The 20,594-nt window shown below is 66.9% G+C and carries 19 protein-coding genes; 12 read left to right on the top strand and 7 right to left on the bottom strand.

The genetic code is table 11. The features are described from left to right. The 3 genes from QRN25_RS10780 to QRN25_RS10770 form a co-directional block, all read left to right on the top strand. Nucleotides 1-232 (top strand): hypothetical protein (locus QRN25_RS10780; protein ID WP_285019519.1); only part of this gene is annotated, 232 nt, incomplete at its 5' end. A 13-nt stretch (nucleotides 233-245) separates the two neighbouring features. Then, nucleotides 246-1,304 carry a L,D-transpeptidase family protein gene (locus tag QRN25_RS10775; protein ID WP_271180887.1) on the top strand — a complete coding sequence of 353 codons (1,059 nt, stop codon included), beginning with the start codon at nucleotides 246-248 and terminating at the stop codon, nucleotides 1,302-1,304. A 115-nt stretch (nucleotides 1,305-1,419) separates the two neighbouring features. Continuing rightward, the gene (locus tag QRN25_RS10770; RefSeq protein WP_008831011.1) at nucleotides 1,420-1,899 is read left to right on the top strand and encodes a hypothetical protein; all 480 of its coding nucleotides are present in this window, start codon (nucleotides 1,420-1,422) and stop codon (nucleotides 1,897-1,899) included. Between the two features lie 130 nt (nucleotides 1,900-2,029). Here the strand turns inward: QRN25_RS10770 and QRN25_RS10765 are convergent, their stop codons facing one another. The 3 genes from QRN25_RS10765 to QRN25_RS10755 are packed head-to-tail and all read right to left on the bottom strand — an operon-like array spanning nucleotide 2,030 to nucleotide 3,909. Further along, complete coding sequence (locus QRN25_RS10765; protein WP_008831012.1) at nucleotides 2,030-2,233, bottom strand: hypothetical protein; 204 nt, start codon at nucleotides 2,231-2,233, stop codon at nucleotides 2,030-2,032. After that, nucleotides 2,233-2,409, bottom strand: coding sequence for a DUF4169 family protein (locus QRN25_RS10760; protein ID WP_271180888.1), 177 nt, complete (start codon nucleotides 2,407-2,409; stop codon nucleotides 2,233-2,235). Before QRN25_RS10760 ends, QRN25_RS10765 begins: the two co-directional genes overlap by 1 nt. Before the next feature lie 12 nt (nucleotides 2,410-2,421). Further along, a complete protein-coding gene (locus QRN25_RS10755; protein WP_008831014.1) occupies nucleotides 2,422-3,909 on the bottom strand; it encodes a helicase HerA domain-containing protein in 1,488 nt (495 codons plus the stop codon). Nucleotides 3,910-4,180: 271 nt separating this feature from the next. Here QRN25_RS10755 and adh point away from each other — a divergent pair, with 271 nt between their 5' ends. The 4 genes from adh to QRN25_RS10735 all read left to right on the top strand — a co-directional run bounded on the left by adh (nucleotide 4,181) and on the right by QRN25_RS10735 (nucleotide 9,823). Beyond that, nucleotides 4,181-5,701 carry an aldehyde dehydrogenase gene (gene adh, locus QRN25_RS10750; RefSeq protein ID WP_036525932.1) on the top strand — a complete coding sequence of 507 codons (1,521 nt, stop codon included), beginning with the start codon at nucleotides 4,181-4,183 and terminating at the stop codon, nucleotides 5,699-5,701. Between the two features lie 196 nt (nucleotides 5,702-5,897). Further along, complete coding sequence (locus QRN25_RS10745; protein ID WP_285019529.1) at nucleotides 5,898-6,323, top strand: DUF779 domain-containing protein; 426 nt, start codon at nucleotides 5,898-5,900, stop codon at nucleotides 6,321-6,323. Nucleotides 6,324-6,385: 62 nt separating this feature from the next. Continuing rightward, nucleotides 6,386-7,561: an FIST N-terminal domain-containing protein gene (locus QRN25_RS10740; protein WP_285019514.1), complete on the top strand. Its 1,176-nt coding sequence runs from the start codon at nucleotides 6,386-6,388 to the stop codon at nucleotides 7,559-7,561. A 57-nt stretch (nucleotides 7,562-7,618) separates the two neighbouring features. After that, a complete protein-coding gene (locus QRN25_RS10735) occupies nucleotides 7,619-9,823 on the top strand; it encodes a hybrid sensor histidine kinase/response regulator (RefSeq protein WP_285019513.1) in 2,205 nt (734 codons plus the stop codon). A gap of 108 nt (nucleotides 9,824-9,931) precedes the next feature. On the opposite strand, the gene QRN25_RS10730 is transcribed toward QRN25_RS10735, so the two are convergent. Together QRN25_RS10730 and QRN25_RS10725 are read right to left on the bottom strand one after the other, a co-directional pair. Further along, nucleotides 9,932-10,612, bottom strand: a complete 681-nt coding sequence (locus QRN25_RS10730; protein ID WP_285019512.1) for a response regulator transcription factor — start codon at nucleotides 10,610-10,612, stop codon at nucleotides 9,932-9,934. Nucleotides 10,613-10,673: 61 nt separating this feature from the next. After that, complete coding sequence (locus QRN25_RS10725) at nucleotides 10,674-12,419, bottom strand: methanol/ethanol family PQQ-dependent dehydrogenase (protein WP_285019511.1); 1,746 nt, start codon at nucleotides 12,417-12,419, stop codon at nucleotides 10,674-10,676. Nucleotides 12,420-12,745: 326 nt separating this feature from the next. On the opposite strand from QRN25_RS10725, the gene QRN25_RS10720 reads away from it, so the two are divergent. After that, nucleotides 12,746-13,045: a GIY-YIG nuclease family protein gene (locus tag QRN25_RS10720; RefSeq protein ID WP_285019509.1), complete on the top strand. Its 300-nt coding sequence runs from the start codon at nucleotides 12,746-12,748 to the stop codon at nucleotides 13,043-13,045. 205 nt (nucleotides 13,046-13,250) lie between these two features. Here QRN25_RS10720 and QRN25_RS10715 read toward each other — a convergent pair whose 3' ends face one another. Beyond that, complete coding sequence (locus QRN25_RS10715) at nucleotides 13,251-14,114, bottom strand: substrate-binding periplasmic protein (protein WP_502910461.1); 864 nt, start codon at nucleotides 14,112-14,114, stop codon at nucleotides 13,251-13,253. 3 nt (nucleotides 14,115-14,117) lie between these two features. Continuing rightward, nucleotides 14,118-14,561, bottom strand: a complete 444-nt coding sequence (pedF, locus tag QRN25_RS10710; protein WP_008831070.1) for a cytochrome c-550 PedF — start codon at nucleotides 14,559-14,561, stop codon at nucleotides 14,118-14,120. A gap of 155 nt (nucleotides 14,562-14,716) precedes the next feature. Here pedF and QRN25_RS10705 point away from each other — a divergent pair, with 155 nt between their 5' ends. The 4 genes from QRN25_RS10705 to QRN25_RS10690 all read left to right on the top strand — a co-directional run bounded on the left by QRN25_RS10705 (nucleotide 14,717) and on the right by QRN25_RS10690 (nucleotide 20,501). Then, entirely contained in the window at nucleotides 14,717-15,706 is a 990-nt protein-coding gene (locus tag QRN25_RS10705; RefSeq protein WP_285019507.1) for a PQQ-dependent catabolism-associated beta-propeller protein, read from the top strand. Between the two features lie 288 nt (nucleotides 15,707-15,994). Then, a complete protein-coding gene (locus tag QRN25_RS10700) occupies nucleotides 15,995-17,395 on the top strand; it encodes a porin family protein (protein WP_285019505.1) in 1,401 nt (466 codons plus the stop codon). Nucleotides 17,396-17,612: 217 nt separating this feature from the next. After that, complete coding sequence (locus QRN25_RS10695) at nucleotides 17,613-18,110, top strand: cytochrome b (protein WP_285019504.1); 498 nt, start codon at nucleotides 17,613-17,615, stop codon at nucleotides 18,108-18,110. Between the two features lie 141 nt (nucleotides 18,111-18,251). Next, complete coding sequence (locus QRN25_RS10690; RefSeq protein WP_285019503.1) at nucleotides 18,252-20,501, top strand: TonB-dependent receptor; 2,250 nt, start codon at nucleotides 18,252-18,254, stop codon at nucleotides 20,499-20,501. Nucleotides 20,502-20,594: the final 93 nt, after the last annotated feature.

The following is a 20,594-nucleotide window of genomic DNA, read 5'->3' as shown; positions in this document are numbered from 1 at the left end:
TGCACATGAGCTTCACAAATTGGATTTCGTCATCTCGGGCGGAAAGGACATCATCATGCCGAAGGCTCTTGAAAACGAACATAAGAGTGGGAGGCCGGGTGGGGGAGTGGGCCGGTGCCGCAAGTTCGGCCACGCCGAACTTCAAGCGGAAAAGGGCGGTCCTGCGGGGCCGCCCTTTTCGTTTGCGGAGCTTTCCCGGTTTCGGGGCGTTTTCAAAGCAACAGAACCATAACTTTGGGTGATGCTTGAAACGTCTCGTTCCCCTCAGCCTTTCGTGTTTCGTGCTGCTGGCCTCCTGCGGGCCGCAGACGGAACAGGCGAAGGCTCCCGCGAAGAGTTCCGACACTCTGGCTTTCGCCGATGCCCCCGGCGGCGGCGAGACCGAGGCGGCCGACAGCCTGCTGATGCGGGCGCAAGTGGCGCTCGACCGTGCCGGGTTCTCGCCCGGCGTGATCGACGGGAAGGACGGGCAGTCCTACAAGCTGGCGCTCGGCGGCTTCCAGGAAGCGCGCGGGCTTCCCCGTAGCGGACAGCTCGATCCGGCAACCCAGCAGGCGCTGTTCCCCGGACAGGGTATGGCGGCGACGCGGCTGGTGGTGATCCCCGATGCCTTCGCGCGCGGGCCCTTCACGCGCAACCTGCCGACCAGAACCTCCCAGCAGGCCGGCTTCGACCATCTCGGCTACCGCTCGCTGACCGAGGCACTGGCCGAGCGGTTCCATACCACCCCCGATACGCTGGTGGCGCTCAACGGCCACGGCACGAAAGTCGGTTCGGGCACCACGGTGCGCGTTCCCGCGATCGCCAACGTGCCCGTCGCGAAGATCGAGGGTGACGAGCGCGGCTGGTCCGACACGCTGCAGCGCCTCGGCGTCGCGGGCGATCAGCCGACAGCCGAGAAGATCGTCGTCGACAAGTCCGAGGGCACGCTGCAGGCCTTTGACAAGCAAGGTAAACTCATCGCGCAATTCCCCGTCACCACGGGCAGCGGCCATGATCCGCTCCCGCTCGGCAAGTGGGAGATCAAGGGCACCTCGCGCAATCCGGATTACCAGTACGATCCGGACCTGTTCTGGGACGCCAACAAGAACGATACCGCAAAGCGCCTCGCCCCCGGCCCCAATGGCCCGGTCGGCGTGGTATGGATCGATTTGTCCAAGGACCACTACGGCATCCACGGCACGCCCGAGCCCGCGAAGATCGGCCGCACCGAAAGCCATGGCTGCGTGCGCCTGACCAACTGGGACGCGGCGCGCCTTGCACAGATGGTCCATTCGGGAACCGAAGTTCTGTTCCAGGCGTGAAAACGGACGGGTCGAGTCCTTAACGGGGCAGGGCGAATCTGGGCCTCTTGTCCGCAAGATGCGTGGAATCTAGCCGATTGGCATCGTTTCCAAGGATACAGGGAGTCCCCCGCCCATGAAGATCCGCCTGATCGCCCTCGCGGGCATCTGCGCTTTTGCCGCAAGTTCCGCCAATGCGGCGACCGTCACCGCCGAGGCCAATGTCGCCCGCTCCGAAGGCAGCTGGGGCGGCGAACTCGCCGTCGGCGTACCGGTGATCCAGGACGGTGGTTTCGCGATCACCCCGGCCGTCGGCGCGTTCTTCCACAAGCGCGACCATGACGGGTACTACGAGGACAACTCGCAGTGCTTCCGCCGCTCCAACGACGAGCAGGTCGGCGACGGTCATTGCGATAATTCGGGCACCAAGATCTTCGGCAAGGTGGAGGCGACTTATACGCTGCCGATGTCGTTCACTCTTGGTCTCGGTGCGCGTTTCATCGGTAACGACCTGCGCGCCTACGGCACCGCCGCCATGCCATTGGCGCCGTTCCTCTCGGGCAAGGTGAACGTCGGCGATCACTATGTCGCGGCGGGTGTGCAGGCGAAGTTCTGATATCGAGGGGGCTTCGACAGGCTCAGCCTGAGCGGAATTGAGAGGTTTGCACTACTCCTGCCATTGGGAGGCCTACTCCAACCCCGCTCACCCTGAGCTTGTCGAAGGGTCGAAGTCCCCGCAGCCGAATTCAGCTTTCCAGCAGGTCCACGTAAGCCACCACATCGTTGTCGGTGGCGAGAAACAAGCCATCCTGCACGTCCTCGCTCTGTAGCGAGGCTATGCGCATGGCCTCGGACAGCGGGCCGTAGAACAGCGTGTTCGCCGCGCCGCCCTCGGCCCCGCCGTCGAGATGGTAGAGGCGCACGCTGGCGTCGTCATACGTGGTGCGCATCAGTCTTCCCGTTTGGCCCCGTCGAGGGTGCGATCGATCCGTGCGATCTCAGCCTGCGAGGCGGATTTCTCGGCCTTGGTGCGACCATGCTGGGCGCGGTTTGCCGCCGCCTTGGCCTTGTCGGCGGCGCGGGTTTTGGCCTTGCGGGCCATGCGCAGGTTGATGATCTCGGCCATGATGGCCCGACCTTACGCCTCGACCGGCGCGGTTGTCACGCCGAGATCCGGCAGGCCGACCGAGCGCTTGCCCGAGAAATCGGTGCGCACCACGATCAGGCCGTCCTTCTCCAGATAGTCGAGCAGACGCTGCACGCGGCGGGGCGAACTGGTGCCGTAGATCCGCGCGAGGTCCATGTCGTCCGGGCACGGCTTGCCGTCGATCGCGGCGCGGGCGATCACGTAGAACGTCGCCAGCGCATCGTCGGGCACATGCTTCGACAGGTTGATGAGGTCTTCCCAGCGCGCGTCGTCGGGGTTCTCGATCCCCGCCAGCGCGGCCGCGAAGCCCCGGCGGAACATCGTCGCGTCGAGGCCGCGCACCGAGATGCCCTTCATCCGGCAGCGGATGGTGAAGTCCTGGAACAGCGTGGTCGCGGACTGGAACGTGCAGTCCGGTTCCTCGGCCATCACGTTCATGATCTCGATCATCGCCGCGCGGGTTTCCTCGGCGCCCGGCTCGTTGCGCTCCCTTTCACGCTCGCGTTCGCGGGCCTGCGCGGTGGTGGGTTCGAGCAGTTCGGTCGCGGCGATGCGGCGGGCCAGCGTCTCGGCATCGTCCACACGCGGGGCGGGGCGGTGGAATTCGGGGCGATCCGGCTCGACGTGGAGATTGTCGTGCAGCAGTTCGCGCAGTTCCTCGGTCGTCGCGGTGGGCAGCGGGGCGAGGCCCGGCGTCACCGACTTCGCGCCGGTCTGCACCGTGCCGACGCTGACCGACACCGGCCGCCGCGCGATCGCGGGGCCTAGACCAAGGAACTGCCCGCGCGCGAGGTCGCGGATCGTCTCGGCCTGCCGCCGCTCCATGCCGAGAAGGTCGGCGGCGCGGATCATGTCGATATCCAGGAAGGTGCGGCCCATCAGGAAGTTGCTGGCCTCGGCCGCGACGTTCTTGGCGAGCTTGGCAAGGCGCTGGGTGGCGATCACCCCCGCCAGACCGCGCTTGCGGCCGCGGCACATGAGGTTGGTCATCGCCGCGAGGCTGACGCGGCGGGCCTCTTCCGAGACTTCACCGGCGGCGGCGGGGGCGAACATCTGCGCCTCGTCCACCACCACGAGCGCAGGATACCACTGCTCGCGCGGGGCATCGAACAGGGCGTTGAGGAACTGCGCGGCGCACTTCATCTGCTGGTCGATCTCCAGCTCGTCGAGCGCGAGGACAACCGAGGCGCGGTGCTGGCGGATGCGCGCGCCGAGGCGGGCGATCTCGGCCTCGCCATAGGCGGAACCGTCGATGACGACGTGGCCGAACTGCTCGGCAAGGCTGACGAAGTCGCCCTCGGGGTCGATCACCACCTGCTGGACGATCCCGGCGCTCTCCTCAAGGATGCGGCGGAGCAGGTGCGACTTGCCGGACCCGGAATTGCCCTGCACCAGCAGGCGGGTCGCCAAGAGTTCCTTGATGTCGATCTCTACCGGCTCCCCGCGCTGGGCGGTGCCGATGACGATGTTCGCGCTCACGTCCGGGCTAGTGCCAAAGCGGGGGGCGGGGTGCAAGCGGGACGGGGGGTTATCCAGAGGTTGCGTCTTGCGCGAGGGGGCTTCGACAGGCTCAGCCTGAGCGGTTTTAAGAGCCGGTCTTTAAATCCCGCTCAGGCTGAGCCTGTCGAAGCCCCCACCGCACACCCAGATCCTGTCGAAGGGCATCGTCCCAAGGTACAATTGGCCTGCCGCGCCCATCGGCTCACATTGCCTGTCGAAACCCCACGGGGGTCAGGTTCGGAGATTTGGGATGCTGGAACAGGCGATTGGCAAATTCGCGGGCGAGTCGCTCATCCGCGAGAAGTTCGACAACTTCATCGGCGGCAAGTGGGTGGCCCCGGTCAAGGGGCAGTACTTCGACAATATCTCGCCGGTGACCGGGCAGGTCGTGTGCCAGGTGGCGCGCGGGACGGCCGAGGACATCGAACTGGCGCTCGACGCCGCGCACGCCGCCAAGGATGCCTGGGGCAAGGCCTCGCCCACCGAGCGCGCGAACACGCTGCTCAAGGTCGCCGACCGCCTCGAAGCCAACCTCGACAAGCTGGCGCTGGCCGAGACGATCGACAACGGCAAGCCCATCCGCGAGACGACAGCCGCCGACATCCCGCTGGCGATCGACCACTTCCGCTACTTCGCATCCTGCCTGCGCGCGCAGGAAGGCTCGATCGCCGAGATCGACCACGACACCATCGCCTATCACTTCCATGAACCGCTGGGCGTCGTCGGCCAGATCATCCCGTGGAACTTCCCGATCCTGATGGCCGCGTGGAAGCTGGCCCCGGCGCTGGCAGCGGGCAACTGCGTGGTGCTCAAGCCCGCCGAGCAGACCCCAATGTCGATCCTGGTGCTGGCCGAAGTGATCGCCGATCTGCTGCCGCCGGGCGTGCTCAACATCGTCAACGGCTTCGGCATCGAGGCGGGCAAGCCGCTGGCGCAGAACAAGCGCATCGCCAAGATCGCCTTCACCGGCGAGACGACGACCGGCCGCCTCATCATGCAGTATGCGTCCGAGAACCTGATCCCCTGCACGCTGGAACTGGGCGGCAAGAGCCCCAACATCTTCTTCGCCGACGTGATGGACCACGACGACGACTTCCTCGACAAGGCGCTCGAAGGCTTCACGATGTTCGCGCTGAACCAGGGTGAGGTCTGCACCTGCCCCAGCCGCGCGCTGGTGCACGAATCGATCTACGATGCCTTCATCGAGAAGGCGATCGCGCGGGTCGAGGCGATCAAGCTGGGCAGCCCGCTCGATGCATCAACGATGATCGGCGCGCAGGCATCGAACGACCAGCTGGAGAAGATTCTTAGCTACATCCAGATCGGCAAGGACGAAGGCGCCAAGGTGCTGACCGGCGGCGAGCGTGCTTCGCATGACGGTGAACTGGCGCAGGGCTACTACGTGAAGCCGACCGTGCTGGAGGGCCACAACAAGATGCGCGTGTTCCAGGAGGAGATCTTCGGCCCGGTGCTCGCCGTGACCAAGTTCTCGACCGACGAGGAGGCGCTGGAGATCGCCAACGACACGCTCTACGGCCTCGGCGCCGGTGTCTGGACGCGCGACGGAACCCGGGCCTACCGCATCGGCCGCGGCATTCAGGCCGGGCGCGTGTGGACCAACTGCTACCACGCCTACCCCGCCCACGCGGCGTTCGGCGGCTACAAGCAGTCGGGGATCGGTCGTGAGAACCACAAGATGATGTTGGACCATTACCAGCAGACCAAGAACCTGCTCGTCAGCTACAGCCCGAAGAAGCTCGGCTTCTTCTGAAGATGTTACGCTTCGTCATTGCGAGCGCAGCGAAGCAATCCAGGGCGGTGCAACTGCGCTCTGGATTGCCGCGGCCCTGCGGGCCTCGCAATGACGATGTGCCAAGAGCTCTCAATCCGGCGTCCCGCCACCATAACGGCGCCGGATACCTTGAAACGGCGGATGGCCCTTGCGCCATCCGCCGCTTTTCGGCGTCATGAGCCTCCCGCCGCGCATCCTCGCCACCCCGGCGGCGGAGGAATGGATCGAGCGCCTGCGCGCCATCCACGGCCCGCTGATGTTCCACCAGTCGGGCGGGTGCTGCGACGGCTCCGCGCCGATGTGCTTCACCGAGGGCGAGTTCCGTGTCGGCGCGCAGGACGTGCTACTCGGCACGCTCATCGGCAATACCCTCGTCTGGATCGGCGCGGCGCAGTTCGAGTACTGGCGCCATACCCAGGTCACCATCGATGTCGTGCCCGGACGCGGCTCGGGCATGAGCCTGGAGGCGCCCGAGGGCGTACGCTTCATCGTACGCAGCCGCATCTTCAGCGATGAGGAGAACGCCGCGCTCGAAGCGGCAGGTGACCCACAGCGGGGCGATGATGCGAACGCGCTTGGCGGTGGGGGCGGTTCGGCCTAGACTTTCGCGCTTGGGTCACGGACCGCACCGAAGAGGGCGGCCGGAAGGAGAGGGACATGCGAATGGCAGCACAGATTCACGACGGTGACCGCCCGCTGGTGGCCTGTGCCTCGCACGCGCAGGACCCGGCTGATGCCGTCGCGGAACTGGTCGAGGCCATTGGCGGCGTGGAACTGGCAGGCGCGCTGCTGTTCTGCTCGCACCGCTACCCGCGCGAGGAACTGGCGCGCGTGCTCACCGCCCGGCTGCCGGGGGTGCCGCTGATCGGCTGCACCAGCGCGGGCGAACTCACCAGCCGGGGCTACGACACCGACAGCCTGCTGCTGATCGGCTTTCCCGCCGCCGGCTTTTCGATGGCTTCGCTGCGGTTCGAGGATCTCGACAACTTCGACCCCGTAACCGCGCAGGGCGCGATCCGCCAGCTTGTCGCGGGGGCGCGGCTGGATCACGGCGCGGCGGACGATCTGCATCAGGTGGCGCTGTTCTTCGTGGACGGCCTGTCGCACCGCGAGGAACTGCTGACGATGACCGCGCAGCACGCGCTGGGCGACGTCCAACTGATCGGCGGCTCCAGCGGCGACGGACTCTCGTTCCGCGAGACGGCGGTGCTGCACGAAGGACGCTTCCACTCCGACGCGGCGGTGATCGCGGTGCTGACCAGCCGCCGCCCGATGCACGTCTTCTGCGCCAACCACTACCGCCCCGGCCCGGCCAAGATGGTCATCACCGAGGCGGACCCGGAAACCCGCACCGTCTACGAGATCAACGCCGCCCCCGCCGCCGAGGAATACTTGCGGCTTTCCGGCAGTCCGGGCGAGGAACTCGACGTCCACTTCTTCGCTGCGCACCCGCCCATGGTGCGCACCGGCGGCCAGTTCCACGTCCGCTCGGTGCAGAGCGCGAACCCCGACGGTTCGCTGACCTTCTACTGCGCGATCGACACCGGAGTCGTCCTGACCATCGGCGAGCCGGTGGACCGGCTGACCTGGATGCGCGATCTGTTCCAGTCGGTCTCGCGCAAGGTGGGGGAGATCGACCATATCATCGGCTTCGACTGCGTGCTCAATCGGCTGGATGCCGAGGACCGGCAGATCCTGCGCGAAGTTTCCGACATCTATGTCGAGAACAACGTGCTGGGGTTCAGCACGTATGGCGAGCAGTTCCTTGCCGCGCACATGAACCAGACCTTCAGCGGGCTGGCGATCGGGCGGGCGGTGGATGAACCGGTACGGCCATGACGATGCCTTGCCCCCTTGCTCGCAATAACGAAGTGGGTGTGAGGTCGGGAGACGATCATGGCCCTGACTGACCCCGAAACCCGCGACACCGAAACCGCCCGCCTGCGCGCCCGCATCGCGCAGCTGGAGAAGATCAACGCCGCGCTGATGGACCGCGTGGAGCGCTCCACCGACATGCAGGGCGGGGCGTTCTCGATGTTCGAGACGGCGATCTCGCTCGACGCCATGGTGCGCGACCGCACCGGCGCGCTGGAAGTCGCGCTGGAGCGGCTCAACACCGTCAATGCGCAGCTCGCCGCCGCCCATGGCGATGCCACCGCCGCCCGCGTGATGCTGCGCGATGCCATCGAGTCCCTGTCGGACGGCTTCGCGCTGTTCGATGCGGAAGACCGCATGGTCCTGTGCAACCGCGCTTACCTGAAGATCTTCCCCAATTTCGAAGGCGTGCAGGGCGATGCGCCCGAATTCGCCGAACTCGCCAGCCGCCTCGCGCAGACCGGCGCCACCATGGGCTCGCGCATGGCGCCCGAGCGCTGGCTCAAGGACCGCATGGCGCAGCACCAGCGGGCCCAGGGCGCGCACGTGCAGGCGCTGGCCGACGGCCGCTGGATCCAGATCAACGAGCTGCGCACGACCGAGGGCGGCACCGTCGGCATCTATACCGACATCACCACCGTCAAGGCCGAGGATGCCCGCCAGCGCGCCCGCGAACTGGCCGAACGCAATCTGGCGCTGCAGGCGACGCTGGATACGCTCTCGGAAGGCGTTTGCCTGTTCGACGCCCAGCGCCAGCTGCAGGCGTGGAACGAGGGGATGCTGACGGTGCTGGCGCTGGCCGAGGACGGTCCCCCCATCGACACCCATGACGCGCTGTCACGCTGGTGCACCGGCGAATGCGGGCTGGACCGGGTGGAAGCGCTCGACTGGCGCGAGGGCGGCGGGGCGCGGGTCGTCGCCAATTGCACGATGCGCGGGCGCTATTTCACCGTCCGTTCGGTATCGCTCAAAAACGGCGGCATGGTCTTCACGTTCGACGACGTGACCGACCACATCCAGTTCGAACGCTCGCTGACCGAAACCGCCGAGACGCTGGAGCGCCGCGTCACCGAGCGCACCGCCGAACTGGTCGAGGTGAACCGCCAGCTCGTCGAGGCAAAGAACGAGGCGGAGACGGCGAACCGCTCCAAGACCAGCTTCATTGCCGCCGCCAGCCACGACCTGCTGCAGCCGCTGAATGCGGCGCGGCTGTTCGTTTCGGCGATGGACGGTCAGGCCATGGCCGAACGGCCGCGTTCGCTGGTGCATCAGGCATCCACCGCGCTCGATTCGGTCGAGGATTTGCTCGAAGCGCTGTTCGAGATTTCGCGCCTCGATGCGGGGGCGATCCAGCCCGAGTTCGCGGACCTGTCGCTCGGGGCGATCCTCTCAGCGCTGCGCGTGGAGTTCGCGCCGCTGGCGAGCGCGGGCGGGCTGGCGTTCACGGTGCCCCATACCGGGCTGTGGGTGCGCTCCGATGCGCGCCTGCTGCGCCGGGTGCTGCAGAACTTCGTGTCCAACGCGATCCGCTATACCGAGCAGGGCAGCGTGACGGTGGAGGTGGTGGAGCAGGGCGCGGACGTCGTCGTCACCGTGCGCGATACCGGGCCGGGCATCGCCGAGGTCGATCGCGACGAGATTTTCGAGGAGTTCCGCCGCGTCGGCAAGACGCAGAAGATACCCGGCAAGGGCCTCGGCCTCGCCATCGTGCGCCGCGTCACGACGATGCTGGGCCACGGGATCGAACTCGACACTGCGCCGGGGGCGGGCGCGGCCTTCTCGATCCGCCTGCCGCGCGTGGACCCGGTTGCCTCGCTGGAGGAGCCGGGCGCGATGCCCGCCGCTCCGCGCGCCGGGGCAGGCGGGCTGGTTCTGGTGATCGACAACGATCCGGGCATCCTTGCGGGCATGGAAGCACTGCTGGAGAACTGGGGGCTGGACGTGGTGACCGCCAACGATCCATCCGACGCGGCCGCACTGGCTGCGCTGGAGCAGGGCCCGGCGATGCTGATCGTGGACTACCACCTCGACGATCGGCTGACCGGCGACCGGGCGGTGGCGATGCTGCGCGAGAAGGCGGGGCGGATGATCCCGGCGATGGTCATCACCGCCGATCGCGGGCCGGAGACCAAGGCGCAACTGGCCGAACTGGCGCTGCCGTTGCTGAACAAGCCGGTGAAGCCCGCCCAGTTGCGGGCGCTGCTGCGACAGATGGATGTGCTTTAGAGATTTCACCTCAGCCTGTTCGTCATTGCGAGCGCAGCGAAGCAATCCAGAGCGGCTTGAGGCTGCCCTGGATTGCTTCGCTGCGCTCGCAATGACGAGGTCGGGGGATCAGCCTCGAAACCCGGCCTTCCCCGCCATGATCACCGCCTGCGTGCGGCTGAACACGTTCATCTTCTGCAGGATCGCCGAGACATGCGCCTTCACCGTCGTCATCGAGACGTCGAGTTCATAGGCGATCTGCTTGTTGAGCCGTCCGGCCACCAGATGCCCCAGCACCACGCGCTGCTGCGGGGTGAGGGTGTCGATGCGCGCGCGGATCAGGTCTTCCTCGGCGGCCGCGCTTTCGTCTCCGGGCAGGTCGGGCATGTAAATCTCGCCCGAGAGCACCTGCTGCAGCGCATCGACGATCGCCGCGCGCTTGAGCGACTTGGGCACGAAACCCGCCGCGCCTGCTGCCAGCGCATCGCGCACGACGTTGCGGTCGGTCACGCCCGAGACCATCACCACCGGCGTGGCCGGGAACCGGTCGCGCACCGACTGCAGGCCGGAGAGGTGCGAGACGTCGGGGATGTTGAGGTCGAGAAGCACGAGGTCCACGTCGCCCGCGTCGTCCAGCACCCGCAGCGCCGCTTCGAGGCTGTCCGCTTCGAGGATCGTGCAGTCGGGGAAGGCATCGTCGAAGATCGAGCGTAGCCCGTCGCGAACCAGCGAATGGTCGTCGACGATCAGAACGCGGTCGGGTGCCCCATATTCGCCCATGTTGTTTTCCGTGACGGCGAGTGTTTCCATGTCTTTATCCCGGGGAGGGATGGCGCGCCAGCGGTAACCGGCGCGCCATTTTGGGGTTGCGTTACTTGGGGATCTTGAACACCCAGAGCATACCGCCCTGGCTGATTTCCTTGAAGGTCTTGGCCACTTCGCCGCCCCACAGCGGCACCGCGCCGCCCCAGCCGGACATGACGCCGACGTACTGCTCGCCGTCCTGCTCCCAGGTGATCGGCGATCCGACCACGCCCGAGCCGGTCTGGAACTTCCACAGCTCTTGGCCCGTCTTGGCGTCGAACGCCTTGAGGTAGCCTTCCGGGGTGCCGGTGAAGACGAGGTTGCCGTGGGTGGTCAGCACGCCGCCCCACAGCGGAGCCTTGTTCTTGTATTCCCACACGATCTTGCCGGTCTTGGGATCCATGGCGCGCAGCACGCCGATGTGGTCCTCGGCGATCGGCTTGATGGTGAAGCCCGCGCCCAGGTACGCCGCGCCCTTCTTGTAGGCGATCGGTTCGTTCCAGATGTCCATGCCCCAGTCGTTCGAGGGGACGTAGAACAGTTCGGTGTCCTTCGAGTACGCCATCGGCATCCAGTTCTTGCCGCCGAGGAACGACGGGCTGGAGAACACCGGCTTGCCCTTTTCGGTGCCGCTCGGCGCGCCCGGACGGCCCGCGTCGATCACGTTGGGACGGCCGGTCTTGGGGTTGATGCCGTCGGCCCAGGTGGTCTGCATCACGAAGCGGTTGGCGGAGATGAACTTGCCGGTGGTCCGGTCGAGCACGTAGAAGTAGCCGTTGCGGTCCGCCTTCGCGCCCAGCTTCATCGCCTTGCCCTTGATCGTGGCATCGAAGGGGATGAACTCGTTCACGCCGTCGAAGTCCCAGCCGTCATGCGGGGTGGTCTGGTAGTGCCACTTGATGACGCCGGTGTCGGCGTCGATGGCGAGTGTCGAGGAAGTGTAGAGGTTGTCGCCGGGGCGCAGGTGGCTGTTCCACGGCGCCGGGTTACCGGTGCCGAAGTACACGAGGTTGGTGCCCGGATCGTACGTGCCGCCCAGCCAGGTCGCGCCGCCGCCGGTCTTCCACAAGTCGCCCTGCCAGGTGGCATTCAGCTTGCCGGTCATGCCGTTGGGCTGGCCGTTGAGGGTGCCGATGTGGCCTTCGATGACCGGGCGCTCCCAGATCAGCTCGCCGGTATCGACATTGCGCGCCTGCACCGCGCCGACGACGCCGAATTCACCGCCCGAGTTGCCGGTGATGACCTTGTCGCCGACGATGAGCGGCGCGGCGGTGGCCGAGTAGCCGGCCTGATAGTCGCCGGTCTTCTTGTTCCACACGACCTTGCCGGTGTTGCGGTTGAGCGCCACCAGATGCGCGTCGAGGGTGGCGAAGATGATCTTGTCGCCATGGATGGCGGCGCCGCGGTTGACCACGTCGCAGCACGGCATGATCGCGTCGGGCAGGCGGGCGTTGTACTCCCACTTCTTCTCGCCGGTGCGCGCATCGAAGGCGAACAGGCGCGAGTACGAGCCGGTGACGTAGATGGTGCCGTCATAGACCAGCGGCTGCGCCTCCTGCCCGCGCTGCTTCTCGCCGCCGAGCGAGGAGGCGTAGACCGGGAGCAGCTTGGCGACGTTGCCGGTGTTGATCTGGTCGAGCGAGCTGAAGCGCTGCTGCCAGGGCCCCATGCCATACGTCAGCACGTCGCCGGGGGTGTCGGCGTCCTTGAGCAGATCGGCGCCGGTCGGGCCATCGGCGGCCGAGAGCGGTACTGCCGCGAGGCTGCTGGCTGCCGTCAGGGCTGCGAGTATATGTGTCAAACGCCGCTTCATCCTGTCCCTCCGTTTTTGGGTATTCGGCCGGGGGTGCGTGTCTCGGGAAAATGCCCCCGAACCCCGATCGTCGCCGTGCAGCCTAGGACTGTAAGAGGGGCGGCAAAATTGCACCTTGGGAGGATGGGATTTGCTGCGTCCTAGCGCGCATCCTCGCGGCCCCCTCCGCACATTCCCATACACATCGTCATTGCGAGCGCAGCGAAGCAATCCAGGGCAGTCTTGAACCGCCCTGGATTGCTTCGCTGCGCTCGCAATGACGAAAGGGGGGAGTAGTGACGAGGTGTTAATTGGCGGGCGGAGCGTGATGACCACATGTTCCGGTCATGAAGCGTGATTTTCAGCCTGCGGTCTACATCATGGCAAGCGGGCCGAACGGAACGATCTACGTCGGCGTCACTTCCAACTTGCGCGTGCGGGCATGGCAGCATCGCGAGGGCGTCGCCGATGGTTTCACCAGCAGGTATGGCTGCAAGGCGCTGGTATGGTTTGAACTGCATGCGACGATGGAGCATGCCATTCTGCGCGAGAAGCAGCTGAAAGCGGGGTCTCGTACCAAGAAGCTGGCACTGATCGAAACGCTGAACCCGACATGGCGGGACATGTTCGAGGAACTGGTGCTGTAGTGTCCCGGTCCTCTCTATTCGCTCCCACCCTTCGTCATTGCGAGCGTAGCGAAGCAATCCACGGCGGCCCAATACTGCCCTGGATTGCTTCGCTGCGCTCGCAATGACGAAGGGTGGGGGGATGGCGAAAGGAGGAAGCCAGCACGACAGGCCCCGGTTCGGGGGGCGCCGGTCGCAGTCGGCACCCCCGTCCCCCTCCGGAGCTTTACGCGGTCTGCGAGGCCAGCGCGGGTTTCCACTCGACGCCGTACCGCGCGAAGATCGCCTCCATGCGGCCGTCCTTCGCCATGGCGGCGAACTGTTCCTCGATGGCGAAGCCCAGGTTGCGGCTGTTTTCCTTCACCGCGATGCCGATGTCCCAGCCGGGCGAGAGCATTGCGGGCAGGAAACCCTTGCGGCGCGCGATGCCCGCGTCGGGCGCGTCGTGCAGGGCGGCCTCGATCTGCGCGGTGCTGGCGACGGCGGCGTCCGCCTCGCCCTTGCCGACGGCCATGACCGCCTCGTAGCCGGTGGGGACGTGGACCACGTCCTTCGACAAGGCCCCGCCCGCATGGCCGAGCAGGTAGAAGTCGGGGATCGAATCGAGTTCCGCCGCGATCCGTTTGCCCTTCCAGCGCACCGGCATCGCCTCGCAGTCCGCTGCCTCACCACAGGCCGCGCCGAAACTCTCGCGGTAGTAGGGGGCGAGGAAGGTGACGTTGTCCTCGCGCGCCATCAGCTGGCGGTCGAAGGGGACGTGCAGCATCACGTCGCAGGGCTGGAAGCCGAGCAGCCCGCCGCGCCAGATGACATTGCGCAAGTCGTCGGACAGATCCTCGTCCGCCGTGAACAGCGCGATGTCGGCGCGCACGCCCAGCTTCTCGGCAAGGGCATGGGCGAGATCGACGTCGATGCCGAGGGGCTTGCCCTTCTCCTCCCACGACCATGGGCGGTTGTCGGTGTAGAGGCCGACGCGCAGCGCGCCCAGCGCCTTCACCTTCTCCAGCGGCGCGGCGAGAAGCGACGCGGGCCGCAGGGACGCTATCGCCCCCACGGCTCCCAGACCCCTGAGAAGGGACCGGCGGTCCACCGCTTATTCGTCCGTGTGCTTGGATTCCAGCCAGGCGCGGATCGCCCAGCCGGCCTTCTGGCCCAGCACGTCGCCGAAGGGCGGCATATAGACCTTGCCGTCATGCGCCGAGCCGTGGCGGAAGCGCTCGACGAACCATTCGTCGCCCGACGAGCCCAGTTCGAGATAGCGCAAGTCCGGCGCGATGCCGCCGGAGATCGCTTCGAGGCCGTGGCAGCGCGCGCAGTTCTGGCCGTAGGCGGACTGGCCGATGGCGATCGCCTTCTCGTTCTTCGAGTAGGGGTTCTCGGTCTTCCACACGTCGTTGCCGCCTTCGATGTCGGGCAGGGCAGAGGTGTCGACCGGCTGCGGCACGACGTCGCCGTGCGCGTAGAGATTGGTGCCGATCGAAAGCGAGGTGATGGCGGCGGCGACGGTCAGGACCGCGCGGCCGATGCGAATGGTCATGGATCAGGTGTCCTCTGCGACTTCGGGTTGCGCTTGGCTTCTATTCCCGAATGTTGCTTTCGGATAACCTTGGGTCCGGGCGGGTGACCAGTTGGCCAATGGTACAAGACCAAGGTCGCATTGCCGTACGCACGGGAAGGCGTAGGTTTCGGGCCATGGAGAGAAGCCTGAAGATTGTCGCGCTGGCGCTTTGCGCCCTTTATGCGGCCCCGTCTTACGCGCAGGATGCCGATGGTGCCGTCACGCGCGCCTATGTCAGCAACGAGCGGTCCTCGACCGTCACCGTCATCGATCTGGCGAGCGGAAAGGCCGTGGCGCAGTGGCCGGTGGGCAAGCGCCCGCGCGGGATCACCATAACGCGCGACGGCAAGTACGTGCTCGTCTGTGCCAGCGCCGACAATGCGGTGGAAGTGCGCGATCCCGCCACCGGCGCGCTGGTGGCGACCTTGCCTTCGGGCGCGGACCCGGAACAGTTCTTCGCGTCGCACGACGGAAAATTGCTCTACGCCGCCAACGAGGACGACGGCGCGGTGACCGCGATCGACCTCTCCGCGCGCAAGGTCGCCTGGCAGGTGACTGTGGGCAAGGAGCCCGAAGGCGTCGCGGAAAGCCCGGACGGCAAGTGGCTGCTGGTCACCAGCGAGGAGGATAATTCGGTCGCCTGGATCGACCTCGCCACCCACACCGTGACCGGGGAGACCGAGACCGAGGCGAGGCCCCGCCATGTCGAGTTCACGCCCGATGGCAAACAGGTCTGGATCGCGGCGGAAGTGGGCGGAGTGGTGCAGGTCGCCGATGTCGCTTCGAAGGACGTCGTGAAGACCATCCGCTTCGCCCCGCCGGGTGCGCCGGACTACAAGGTCATGCCCTGCGGCATCCGCTTCACGGCGGATGGCAAGACGGCGGTGGTGGCGCTCGGCCGGGCGGACAGCGTGGCGCTGGTGGACGTGGCGAGCGGGGAGGTGCGCGGCTACGTCAAGGTCGGCGGACGGCCGTGGCATCTCGCGATCCTGCCCGGCGGGGGTAGCGCGCTGGTCGCCAACGGGGCGAGTGATGACCTCTCGCTGGTGGACCTCGCGGCGATGAAGGTCACCGCGACGATCCCGGCGGGCGAGGGGCCGTGGGGCGTAGCGCTGGGGCGGTAATCCCCTCTCGTTCGTCAATTAATCCCCCCGTTTCGTCATTGCGAGCGGAGCGAAGCAATCCAGGGCGATTTGCGCGGCCCTGGATTGCTTCGCTCCGCTCGCAATGACGAGGTGGTGGGAATGACGAGGTGGTGGGAATGACGAGGTGGTGGGAATGACGAGGTGGTGGGCGGGTGCCATCCTCCCAAAGTACCACTGCCCAAAGTCCAATTTCGCGCCGCCCGCCCCGGCCGCATGGTCCACCTCAGTCGCAGGAATAGACGACAACTTCCAACGGGGGACGGATCCATGATTTCGCGGATCATTTTACGCGGCGGTGCCGCGCTGGGCGTACTCGCCCTGGCTATAGCACCTGCCTACGCAGGCAGCAGCGAAGCGCTTCTGAAGCGCCTGCACGAAAAGGGCATTCTCAGCGACGAGGACTACACCGAGCTGCTCGCGCAGGAGCAGGCCGAAGCCTCCGCACCCGCTCCGGCCTCGGCACCCGCCGCAGCCGCACCCGCCGGTGACCCCGGCCTCTACGTCAAGCGTACCGAGAGCGGCATCGGCCTCGAAGTCGGCCCGGCGACGATCAAGTTCTCGGGCTCGGTCAACGGCTTCTACGTCCACGACAACCCGGCGAGTGCATCGGCCTCCACCGCCGTCACCGGCGGCGTCGCCAGCGTCGGCACGCGCAATTCCAGCGCGGTGCGCAACGGTCTGCTGCCGGGCTTCCTCAAGGTCGAGGTGAGCACCAGGCAGGAGGGCTGGGACATCGGCGCCTTCTTCGGCATGTACCCGGGCATCAACTCGGCCGCATGGGGCGCGCTGGGCGCCAACAACGGCGGCCAGCCGACCGCGCTGGCGACGGCGGGCATCGATTTCCGCCAGACGTACCTGACCTTCGGCAAGCCCACCGTCGGCACTTTCAAGATCGGCCGCGACATCGGCCTGTTCGGGTCGGAGGCGATCCTCAACGACATCACGCTGCTTTCATCCGGTACGCCGGGGGGCAACGTGGCGCCGGGCAACACGACGCTCGGCCGCATCGGCGTGGGCTATATCTACACCGACTTCCAGCCGCAGATCACCTATACCTCGCCCAGTTTCGGCGGCGTGCAGGCATCGGTGGGCGTGTTCCAGCCGCTGTCCTCGCTGACCGGCCCGGCGCAGGAGAACTCGCAGCCCGGTTTCCAGGGCAAGATCACCTATGACGCGACGCTCGGCGGCGTGGCTTTGCGCGCCTGGGCGGGCGGCGTGACGCAGCGCCACAACGAGATCACCGGCCAGAGCTACACCGGACAGGGCCTCGACTTCGGCGGCAAGGTCACGGCGGGTCCGATCACGGCGGTCGGTTACTACTACACCGCCAAGGGCCTCGGCACGACGGTACTGGGGCTGCACGACACCGACGGCTTCGGCAACGCCCGCAAGAGCGACGGCTTCTACCTTCAGGCGCTCGCCAGCTTCGGCAAGTTCGCGGTGGGCGGCAGCTATGGCGAAAGCTCGTTGCATTATGCCAACGCCGCCGACGCGCTGGCCAGTCCGAACCTCGTCGACACCAATTCGAGCTGGGTCGGGCAAGTCCGCTACAGCCTGACCAGCTGGGTCACGCTGATCGGCGAATACACCCATTCGAAGGCCAAGGCGCATTCCGGCAACGCGGCGTCGAGCGACGCCCTCGCGCTGGGCGGCATCCTGTTCTTCTGATGCACCGCCTTCGTCATTGCGAGCGACCGCAGGTCGCGCGGCAATCCAGCGGCGGATCAATGCCGCCTTGGATTGCTTCGCTTCGCTCGCAATGACGAACGGAGGGGTAAGCTCGCTGATTTGTTTTCCCATCACCGGAAGTCGCAGCCATGATGGAATATCGTAAGTTACCTCCGGAACGCCCGGCCGAAGCGGGGCCGCACGGGAGGTCAGACCCATGAACACCATGAAGTACAACGCCGGCGCGCGCACGCTGCACTGGATCATCGCATTGCTCATCATCGGCAACCTCGCCAGCGGGCTGCTGCACTTCGCGATACCCGTCCACAAGGCGATCGGGCTGACGGTGTTGGTGCTCTCGCTGGCGCGGCTGGGCTGGCGCGTGGCGTGGAAGGCGCCGCCGTACCCGGCCTCGATGAGCCGCGCGGAAGTCGGCCTCGCCCATGCGGTGCACGGGGTGCTCTACCTGTTCATGATCGCGATGCCGCTGTCGGGCTGGATCATCGCTTCGGCGGGCAAGTACCCGCTGTCGTGGTTCGGGGTGTTCGAGTGGCCCAAGCTCGCGGTCGTCAAGGGCAGCGCGATCTTCAACGCAGGGCACGAGTTCCACGAGATCGGCGGCTGGGTGCTGCTGGCGCTGGTGCTCGGCCACGTCGCGGCGGCGCTGCGCCATCATTTCATGCTGAAGGACGGCGTGCTGCGCCGGATGTTGTAACGGTGCAGACCCTCCCTTCGTCATTGCGAGCATAGCGAAGCAATCCAGGGCGGTCTGCTCGGCCCTGGATTGCTTCGCTATGCTCGCAATGACGAGGTGGGGGTGCCAAACGGGGAGGGCGCCGCAAAGGCGCCACGAGGGATGCGAAAGACAAGTCTTATCATCGCCGGGCTGATGGCCTCGGCCTCGCCAGTTCTGGCCGAGGAAGCGCCCATCGTCGTCACCGCGCCGGGCGGCGCCATCGACCTCGACGAAGCGCGCGAGATCGACCCGCAGGCGCTCGACATCGCGGGCAAGCGCGATCTGGCCCGCGCGCTGGAACGCAGCGTGCCGGGCCTGACGCTGGCCGAATCGACCGGCAACCCGTGGCAGGCGGCGATCACCTGGCGCGGGTTTTCCGCCTCGGCGCTGCAGGGCGCGGAGCAGGGGATGGCGGTCTACCTCGACGGGGTGCGCTTCAACCAGCCGTTCGGCGACGTCGTGCTGCTCGACGCGATGCCCGAAATGGCACTGGCGAACGCGCAGCTCAACGATGCCAACCCGGTGCTGGGCCGCAATGCGCTGGCGGGCTCGCTGCTGCTGACCACGCATGACGGGTTAAGCCTCTCCGGCCTGCGCCTGCAGGCGGACGTGGACACGGTCGGCAGCGTGGGCGGCAGCGCTTCGCTGGGGCTGGGGGACAAGGCCGACAACCTCCTGATCGTCGCCGAGGCGCGGCATGATGACGGCTGGCGCGTCGCCTCGCCCTCGACGCTGAAGCGCGTGTTCGCCAAGGGCGTCCACGATGCCGGGACATGGGGGATCGAGGTGCAGGGCCTCGCCGCCGACACCGATCTTACCGGCAACGGCGTCGCCCCGGTCGAACTGCTCGCCGCCAAGTGGAACGCGGTGTTCACCACGCCGGACGTCACGTACACCCGCTTCGCGCGGCTGGTCGCGGCGCCGTGGATCGCGGCGGGCGAGACCGGCCGCATCGAACTGCGCACCCACTGGCAAACGCTCACCCGCAAGAGCGCCAACGGTGACCTTGCCGACTTCGACGCCTGCGAGGACGATGCAAGCTATCTCTGCCTCGGCGAGGAGCCCTTGCTGGCGAACGGCGCCCGCGTGGTGAACGACCCGGCGGTGGACGACTACGCCGTGTTCAACCGCGGGCGAGAGCGCACCCGCAGCGGCGGTGCCATGCTGCAGTGGCTCGACGAGCGCGAGACCGAGAACGGCACCCGCCGCTTCGCCGTGGGCGCTTCGTGGGAACGCGCGCGCACCGGCTTCACCGCTACCACCGAACTGGGCGAGCTGGAGGAGGACCGCTCGGTCGAGGGCCTCGGTCTGCTGCTGACCTCGGAGGAGGGCGGCATTACCCCGGTCGACGTCGTCACCCGCATGAGCGACCTGGCGCTTTTCGCCAGCGCCGAAGTTCCGCTGACCTCCGCGCTGACGGTCGAGGCCGGGGCGCGATGGTCGCGCAACACGGTCACGCTGGACGACCGGCTGGGCGATGCGCTGGACGGTAGCCACCGGTTCAGCCGCCTCAATCCCTCGATCGAGTTCGACTATGCGCTGGGGGCGGATGTGCATGCGACGGCGGGCTTCGCGCTCACCAGCCGCAATCCGACGCCGGCGGAGCTGTCCTGCGCCGATCCGGAATCGCCCTGCACGCTGGCGAACTTCTTCATCGCCGATCCGCCGCTCAAGGCGATGACCGCGCGCAACTGGCATGCCGGGCTGTCGGGCGGCGCCAATGCTTTTGGGGCAGCGCTGGCATGGCGGGTGAACGGCTGGCGGTCGGACACGAAGAACGACATCCGCATGATCGCCTCGGAAGTACGCGGGCGGGCCTATTTCGCCAACCTCGGCGAATCGCGGCGGCAGGGGATCGAGGCCTCGGCCGATTGGCAGCAGGGCGGCTGGCATCTGTCGGGCAGCTATGCCTTTACGGATGCGAAGTTCCGACAGGACTTCGCGGTGTCGAGCCCGTCCAACCCCGAGGCGGACGAGGACGGACTGGTCGAAGTCCAGCGCGGGGACCGGCTACCCGGCGTGCCGCGTCATTCGGTGAACCTCTATGCGGGGCGGGCCGGAACCGGCTGGGAACTGGGCTTCGCGATGCGGGCGCGCTCCGGGCAGGTGCTGGGGGGCGACGAAGGCAACGACAATGCGAAGACCCCGGCCTACGCGGTGTTCGACATGATGGGCCGGGTGGAAGTCGCGCCCGGGATCGAACTGGCGGCGGAACTGCGCAACATGTTCGACCGGCACTATGTGACGATGGGCACGTTCTCCGAGATCGACGAGATCGACCTCGCCGAAGCCCCCGGTGCGGACAATCCGCGTGCCTATGCTCCGGGAGCGCCGCGCAGGCTGACGGTGTCGGTGCGGGCGCGGTTCTGAGGGCGGCTCGGCCCACCCCGTCCTCACCCCCCACCTCGTCATTGCGAGCGTAGCGAAGCAATCCAGGGCGGTTTACGCGGCTCTGGATTGCTT

Origin of the sequence: Novosphingobium sp. fls2-241-R2A-195 (genome assembly GCF_030209485.1) — a bacterium.
In the GTDB taxonomy this organism is placed as follows: Bacteria; Pseudomonadota; Alphaproteobacteria; order Sphingomonadales; family Sphingomonadaceae; genus Novosphingobium; species Novosphingobium resinovorum.
This window is presented reverse-complemented; position numbering and strand designations above follow the sequence as displayed.